Annotated in this window: 7 protein-coding genes; 4 read left to right on the top strand and 3 right to left on the bottom strand. The window is 55.2% G+C overall.

All coding sequences use genetic code 11. The annotated features are described in order from the left end of the window. Nucleotides 1-132: 132 nt before the first annotated feature. From AQS70_RS23595 to AQS70_RS07375, 3 genes are all read left to right on the top strand, one after another. Nucleotides 133-306 (top strand): hypothetical protein, encoded by a 174-nt coding sequence (locus tag AQS70_RS23595; RefSeq protein WP_156355053.1) that lies wholly within the window; start codon nt 133-135, stop codon nt 304-306. Continuing rightward, nucleotides 303-692: a hypothetical protein gene (locus AQS70_RS07380; protein ID WP_055102222.1), complete on the top strand. Its 390-nt coding sequence runs from the start codon at nt 303-305 to the stop codon at nt 690-692. Before AQS70_RS23595 ends, AQS70_RS07380 begins: the two co-directional genes overlap by 4 nt. Before the next feature lie 144 nt (nt 693-836). Beyond that, nucleotides 837-1,877, top strand: coding sequence for a threonine aldolase family protein (locus tag AQS70_RS07375; protein ID WP_055102221.1), 1,041 nt, complete (start codon nt 837-839; stop codon nt 1,875-1,877). Between the two features lie 98 nt (nt 1,878-1,975). Here the strand turns inward: AQS70_RS07375 and AQS70_RS07370 are convergent, their stop codons facing one another. The 3 genes from AQS70_RS07370 to gbcB all read right to left on the bottom strand — a co-directional run bounded on the left by AQS70_RS07370 (nt 1,976) and on the right by gbcB (nt 3,809). Further along, nucleotides 1,976-2,278 carry a cell division protein ZapA gene (locus AQS70_RS07370; RefSeq protein WP_055102220.1) on the bottom strand — a complete coding sequence of 101 codons (303 nt, stop codon included), beginning with the start codon at nt 2,276-2,278 and terminating at the stop codon, nt 1,976-1,978. Continuing rightward, a complete protein-coding gene (locus AQS70_RS07365; protein ID WP_055102219.1) occupies nt 2,275-2,505 on the bottom strand; it encodes a hypothetical protein in 231 nt (76 codons plus the stop codon). The genes AQS70_RS07370 and AQS70_RS07365 overlap by 4 nt, the downstream gene beginning before the upstream one ends. A gap of 203 nt (nt 2,506-2,708) precedes the next feature. After that, nucleotides 2,709-3,809 (bottom strand): glycine-betaine demethylase subunit GbcB, encoded by a 1,101-nt coding sequence (gene gbcB, locus AQS70_RS07360; protein ID WP_055102218.1) that lies wholly within the window; start codon nt 3,807-3,809, stop codon nt 2,709-2,711. A gap of 282 nt (nt 3,810-4,091) precedes the next feature. Between gbcB and gbcA the strand changes: the two genes are divergently transcribed. Further along, nucleotides 4,092-4,969, top strand: an 878-nt coding sequence (gene gbcA / locus AQS70_RS07355; protein WP_055102217.1) for a glycine-betaine demethylase subunit GbcA, incomplete at its 3' end; no start/stop codon positions are given.

Raw genomic sequence — 4,969 nt, 5'->3', positions numbered from 1 at the left:
GGTGTGGTCTTCGCGTTGTTGGGTATGCAGCAGGGGTGAAGCGGCGACTCTGGAGCGGCTTGTGAGAAGGTTAAGTTTACTGAGGGGGGGAAGTTTATTGGGTCTACTACTGGTGGTGTCGCAGGAGGATTTATGGCCTCTATTACCGGAGGTTCGATCTGCCTGGCGCTCGGCGTCTCTACAGGTATCGGCGGTGTTGTCTGTGTCGCGGCCATAGTGGGTACTGGCGCATGGGCGGGTACGACTGTCGGTGGCGAGGGGGGTGAAATAGGTGGAAATATGCTGTACGAAAAAACTTTGCCATGACTACGGAGGAGTTTTGGAAGTCTTGGCTGGCTTTTGGGATTGTCGCCGGCCCAATTCTGCTTACATATGTGGGCGCTGCATTCAGTCTTTACCTGAGCCACCAACATATGGAAGCCATAAAAGAGGCTTTGAAGAACAGTCGTTATATTCATATTTGGGGGCCGAGCTTGGGGAGGCGGGGGGTGATTTGGTCCCTCTTGGAGATCGCAAAAATCGCTGGCATGGTTTTGTTGCCGTGGGCATCACTGCGCATCGGCGAGTTGGATCCTAACGATCTTAAAAATTTCCCCCCTCGTCTAAAACGCCTTCTGGTCATCAATGTAACGATGATGCTCATCTCCGTCATTTGGATGGCAGTTGTAAGTGTGGTTCTGAAGTTTAGATAACTTGCCAAACAGCTACTCCACCTTGAAAACGGCCCCCGTAATATCCAGTCAAAGCCTGGTTAACCATTGCGGCAAACCGGTGCCTGTGCACCCGGGACATTCTTGGATAAAGTGCACCACGATCTTCGACCAAGGAACCGGAACATGACTGATAAGAGCCAACAATTCGCCAGCGACAACTACTCCGGTATCTGCCCCGAAGTCTGGTCTGCCATGGAAAAAGCCAACCACGGGCATCAGCGTGCTTACGGCGACGATGAGTGGACCCTGCGCGCCGCCAACGACTTCCGAACCCTGTACGAAACCGACTGCGAAGTGTTCTTCGCCTTCAACGGTACGGCGGCCAACTCGTTGGCGCTGTCGTCGTTGTGCCAGAGCTTCCACAGCGTGATCTGCTCTGAAACCGCCCACGTCGAAACCGACGAATGTGGCGCACCGGAATTCTTTTCCAACGGTTCTAAGTTGCTGTTAGCCCGTACTGAAAACGGCAAGATCACCCCGGAGTCGATCCGCGAAATCGCGCTCAAGCGCAAAGACATTCATTACCCAAAACCCCGCGTGGTCACCATTACCCAAGCCACCGAATTGGGCACGGTGTATACCCCGGACGAGATCCGCGCCATCAGCACCACCTGTAAAGAGTTGGGCCTGCTGCTGCACATGGACGGCGCGCGCTTCTCCAACGCGTGTGCGTTTTTAGGCTGCTCGCCAGCTGACCTAAGCTGGAAAGCCGGGGTCGATGTGTTGTGCTTTGGTGGGACTAAAAACGGCATGGCGGTGGGCGAAGCGATTCTGTTCTTCAACCACGACCTGGCGGTGGACTTTGACTATCGCTGTAAACAGGCCGGGCAACTGGCGTCGAAGATGCGCTTCTTATCCGCCCCGTGGGTGGGTTTGCTGGAAAACGACGCGTGGCTCAAACACTCACGCCACGCCAATCACTGCGCTCAACTGCTGAGCCAATTGGTCAGTGATATTCCCGGCGTTGAATTGATGTTCCCGGTAGAGGCCAACGGCGTGTTCTTGCAATTGTCGGAGCCGGCAGTTGAGGCATTGACCGCCAAGGGCTGGCGTTTTTACACCTTCATCGGCAAAGGCGGCGCCCGCTTCATGTGCTCGTGGGACACCGAGGAAACACGGGTAAGGGAGTTGGCGGCAGATATTCGCCAAGTGATGGTGGGCTAAACCCTAATTCTCTGTAGGAGCCAGCGTGCTCGCGATCTTTTGTTTTTGACGATCAAAAGACCGCGAGCACGCTGGCTTCTACGCAGTTATGTGATTGTTCAGCTTTGCCCGAGGGTTCGCTCAATCACATCGACCGTGGCGCTGACTTGCTCTTGATAACGGTCGAGTTCCTGTTTGTGGCTCAGTTGCAGTTCAATCTGTTGTGAACACAGATTCAACGCGGCCAACACCAGCAATTTGTCCCCGATCAAGCTCGGGTACTTTCTTTTCGTTTCGGCCAGGGCGGCTTTCAACATAACCGTGGCGGCCAGCAGAGTTTGTCTCTCCCCTTCCGGTGCCTTGATCGTGTAGTCGTTACCCAAAATCGAGACGACACTTATACCGTCTCTGTCCTCGCTCATGCGCTGACAGGGCTCACGCTTGCGCGCTCAACCAGGGCTTGAATACGGGCAGCCGTGGCACCTTGCTTCTCTTCGGCTTCCATCAAGGACAGTTGCAGGGTTTCGTTTTCTTCTTTGGTCTGGGCCAACTCAGTGTTCAGTTGAGTGTTGGCGTCCAGCAGTTCTTGCTTTTGCTGAACCAGGTCGCTGACCAGTTGTTCCAGTTTGCTAAGGGATGACTCAATCATGGCAGTGTTCTCAAGCAGTATTCAGAGGGCGCGTACGATAAAGAAAAGTCACCGGCTAAGCTAGCAGCGACCCACCTTTACGCGCCCTAAAGACTGCGGTTTAGAACCTTTGTTCCCCAGAACCCCGTATGAGCTGGCGAAGGCTGCGATCTTTTGCTCTTAAAAGATCGCAGCCTTCGCCAGCTCCTACGCAGGTACAGACTTCAAAACTCGATTCGCACATCGCCCTTCGGCACGCTGCAACACGACAAGATATAGCCTTCTGCCACGTCTTCGTCAGTGATGCCGCCGTTGTGTTCCATCTCGACTTCGCCGCCTAACTTGAGCACTTTGCAGGTGCCGCAAATGCCCATGCCGCAGGCTTTGGGGATCATCAGGCCCAATTTGGCCGCTGCCGCATGCACGGTTTCGGCCGGGCCGACGCGGATGCTTTTGCCCGATGAGATGAACTCCACTTGGTTCAAATCGGCCACGTCGAGTAGCGGCGCATCGGCCGCCTGTTCAGCCTGTTCGATGGCGTCTGCACGGACTTCTGGTGGCGTCGCGCCAAACGACTCTTCGTGATAACGGCTCATGTCAAAACCGTTACTTTCCAGCAAGCGCTTGACCGCACTCATATACGGCGTGGGGCCGCAGCAAAACACTTCGCGCTCCATAAAATCGGGCGTCATCAGCTCGAGCATTTTGTGATTCAAGTAGCCGCGATAACCCGCCCACGGCTCGCCCAACCCGTGTTTCTCGCAGATAAGGTGCAAGCTGAAGTTGTCGATGCGCGAAGCCATGTGTTCCAGCTCGCGGTGATAAATGATGTCTTTAGGTGAGCGTGCGCTGTGGATAAACACCATGTCGACGTTGGCATTGGTGTCGTAAAACCAGCGCGCCATCGACATTACCGGCGTGATGCCCACGCCGCCGCTCAGGTACAGCACTTTCGGGCTTGGCGCGTCGATGGCGTTAAACAGCCCAACCGGCCCGTGTACCGCCAGCTCTTGGCCTTCGTGCAGGGTGTCATGCAGCCAATTGGAGACTCGCCCGCCGGGTACACGTTTAATCGTCACCGAAAAGCTGTACGGCACCGACGGCGAACTGGAGATGGTGTACGAGCGCATCACTGGGTCGCCGTCGATTTCCAGCTCCAAGGTCACGAATTGCCCCGGTTTAAAGAAGAACAAAATTGGCTGGTCAGCCATAAAGCAGAACGTGCGCACATCCCAAGTTTCCTGAATCACTTTGACACAACGCACGATGTGTCGGCCGTTGGCCCAGGTTTGGGTAGTTACCGGATTCAGAAAGCTGTTGGACATACGCTTCTCCACGGCCGCCTGTCGGCCTCTTGCTGGCGATTCTGCGCATGCCATGAAGCGGCCATTTACCTATTCGCGACATTCACATACTTATCGCGACCAGCCGCTGAAAACAGCTCTTGTGGCGTCGGGAACAGATTGGGCCATGTCGCCCGCAGATATGGATATTTAACGCTTCGAACGCACACTCAGCGCCACTGATTTACGTTTTTTAATTTGCCTTGTGATGCACCCCTGATCTGCCACTTTTAGGCCACATCGTATGGCCATGAGGATTACACGATGGACGTCACCGCAACCCTGAGCCTGGGCGATCCACTAGCACCTGCACGCAAGGCCACCGCCGAGATGCTGCACAACCGTGAACGGACGTTTTCGCTGCCACAGCCGTTTTATAACGACGAGCGGCTGTTCGACATCGACATGCAAGAGATCTTTCAGAAGGAATGGCTGATTGCAGGCATGACCTGCGAGATCCCCGCCAAGGGCAATTTCTTGACCCTGCAAGTCGGCAAAAACCCGATCATCGTGATTCGCGGCGCCGAAGGCCAAGTGCATGCTTTCCATAACGTGTGCCGGCATCGCGGCTCGCGGCTGTGTACCACTGAAAAGGGCAAAGTCGCCAAACTGGTGTGCCATTACCACCAGTGGACTTACGAACTGGACGGCCGCCTGCTGTTTGCCGGGACTGAGATGGGCGCCGACTTCGACATGAAGCAATACGGCCTCAAACCGGTAAACGTTAAAACCGCAGGTGGTTACATCTTTATCAGCTTGGCCGAAAACCCACCGGCCATTGACGAGTTTCTGACCACGCTAACCCACTACATGGAACCCTACGACATGGAAAACACCAAGGTGGCCATTCAAACCACCTTGGTCGAAAAAGCTAACTGGAAACTGGTACTGGAAAACAACCGCGAGTGCTACCACTGCAACGCGTCGCACCCTGAGTTGCTGAAGAGCTTGCTGGAGTGGGACGACGTCACCGACCCTCGCGCTGATCAAGCCTTTAAAGACCACGTGGCCGCTTCGGCAGCTGCGTGGGACGCCGAAAAAATCCCGTATGCCCACGCCAGCTTTGGCCTGCGCAACCGCATCGTGCGCATGCCGCTGCTCAAAGGCACCGTGTCGATGACCCTAGACGGCAAACAAGGCTG

This window comes from Pseudomonas endophytica (assembly GCF_001411475.1).
Classification (GTDB): domain Bacteria; phylum Pseudomonadota; class Gammaproteobacteria; order Pseudomonadales; family Pseudomonadaceae; genus Aquipseudomonas; species Aquipseudomonas endophytica.
This window is presented reverse-complemented; position numbering and strand designations above follow the sequence as displayed.

Coding starts and splice junctions, on each gene's coding strand:
- AQS70_RS07365 (WP_055102219.1), bottom strand. CDS start 2,505: ATGATTGAGTCATCCCTTAGCAAACTGGAACAACTGGTCAGCGACCTG.
- AQS70_RS07375 (WP_055102221.1), top strand. CDS start 837: ATGACTGATAAGAGCCAACAATTCGCCAGCGACAACTACTCCGGTATC.
- AQS70_RS07370 (WP_055102220.1), bottom strand. CDS start 2,278: ATGAGCGAGGACAGAGACGGTATAAGTGTCGTCTCGATTTTGGGTAAC.
- gbcB (WP_055102218.1), bottom strand. CDS start 3,809: ATGTCCAACAGCTTTCTGAATCCGGTAACTACCCAAACCTGGGCCAAC.
- AQS70_RS23595 (WP_156355053.1), top strand. CDS start 133: ATGGCCTCTATTACCGGAGGTTCGATCTGCCTGGCGCTCGGCGTCTCT.
- AQS70_RS07380 (WP_055102222.1), top strand. CDS start 303: ATGACTACGGAGGAGTTTTGGAAGTCTTGGCTGGCTTTTGGGATTGTC.